Below are 1,635 nucleotides of genomic sequence, written 5' to 3'. Positions count from 1 at the left end.
TTCGCTCATGAAGATCTGCTTCGGCAGCTTGAAGTCCCTCAGCTTGAGCAACGCCAGCGGTCCCGCCCCCAGTTCGGTGCGCAGGTTCCAGGTCAGGTAGATGCCATCGGGCGCGCGCAGCTGCACGCGGTAGTGGCTGCCGCTGTCGGTCAGGGGCGTGACCCTGGCTTGTTCCAGCAGACGGATCAGGCCCCAGGTGCCCTGGTAGTCGCCGAACAGCCGTTCGTTGGCGCGTACGCTGGTCCAGGTCAGGCTGGTGCCCGGATGGCTGGTGAAGCCCGGCCAGCTGAAGCGTTGCCAGCGCTCTTTCTGGTTGAAGTAGTGATGTTTTTCGCCATTGAGGATGAAGGTGGTCTGCACCACGTCGCGCACCGGTTTGCCCTGTAACTCGAAACTCATGCCCAGGCCGCCGTCGGTGTAGAGCACGTCGGCCAGGTGGCTGAGCTGGTTGATCGCGGCGAGGAACTGCGGGTTGAAGCGCAAGCCCTGGCCGTGCCGGGCGTCGGTCACCCAGCGGCTGCCTTCCTTGCGCAACACCCCGCCCAATTGTTGTTGCAGGAACTGTTCGATGCGCCCGGAGTCGGCACGAATCATCTGCCCCAGCATCGGCAACGAGGCGTCGCCGGCGGTGGCCGCGAACGGGTAGCGACCGGTGAAAGCGTTGTGCCAATCGTTGACGATCGCCCGTTGCCACTGGCTGTTGAGCGCCGCCGCCGAGGGTTGCAGGACCCGTTGCCAGGCGTGTTCCAGCGGCTGCACGAACAGGGTCTGGCCGACGCCGTCCCACTCGGCGCCCAGGCTGGCGGCGAGCAGGCTGCCGTAGGCCTGGGTGTCGGTGAGGTCATCGTTCTGCCCCTGAAACACGGTCTGTGCCAGGGCCTGGGTCATCGCCTGCGGGTTGGGCGCGTTGCTCACCTGCTGCAACTTCAGACGCACCCGGGTGACACGGTTGAGGAAGGTGTGCAGGCTCAGGCGGTCGGTATTGTTTTCGGCCTCTTTGCTCAGCAGCGCCAGCAACGGCCCGAAGGCGGTGTCCAGCGGGCCGCCGGTGCCTTGCGCCTGCTGGTCGATCAGCGGCACCGCGTCCTGGCCGATCAGCTTCTGCGCCGACTTCACCAGCGAGTCGGCCAAAGCCTGCCCGCGCGCGCCGGCCTGTCCCTGGTACGCCAGGGTGTTCATCAGCGCGATCAGCGGCGACTGGCGCACGTCGCTCATCAGCGCCAGTTGATCGATCACCTCGCCCAGGTTGTCCACCGGCTGCCAGCGCAGGCTGTTGAGGAAGTCCAGCCAGGCGTTGGCGTAGTCCCGGAAGTAGCGCTCGGTCAGCTGTTGGCGCAACTGGTCGGGGGTCAGCTCGGCGGCGATCTCGCCGGGCCGGTCGCTGAGCACCCAGTCGATTTCTTCGCGCCGGGCCTCGGCGATGGCGTCGATGGCCTGGCGCACCTGACCTTCCCAGGCCTGGCGGGTGAACACGCCCGGCACGCTGTCGCGGGTGAAAAACAGCGCCTGCACATCGGCCTCACCGACCAGCTGTTGCAGGCCCAGCGCCGGATAATGATGGGCGGTGTCATCGAGGACTTTTTGATAGAGGCTGGCCTGCGCGTTGCGCTGGCCCAACTGGCCGAGCAGCACCTG

1 protein-coding gene is annotated in these 1,635 nt (G+C 66.4%); it reads right to left on the bottom strand.

What is annotated here, in order from left to right:
• The coding region (locus FFS64_RS31155) for an ImcF-related family protein (RefSeq protein WP_305955760.1) at positions 1-1,635 on the bottom strand (1,635 nt) is incomplete at both ends.

It is taken from the genome of Pseudomonas sp. G(2018) (assembly GCF_005502415.1).
GTDB lineage: Bacteria > Pseudomonadota > Gammaproteobacteria > Pseudomonadales > Pseudomonadaceae > Aquipseudomonas.
Note: the sequence above shows the minus strand (reverse complement) of the source record. Positions and strands in the feature narration are given on the sequence as shown.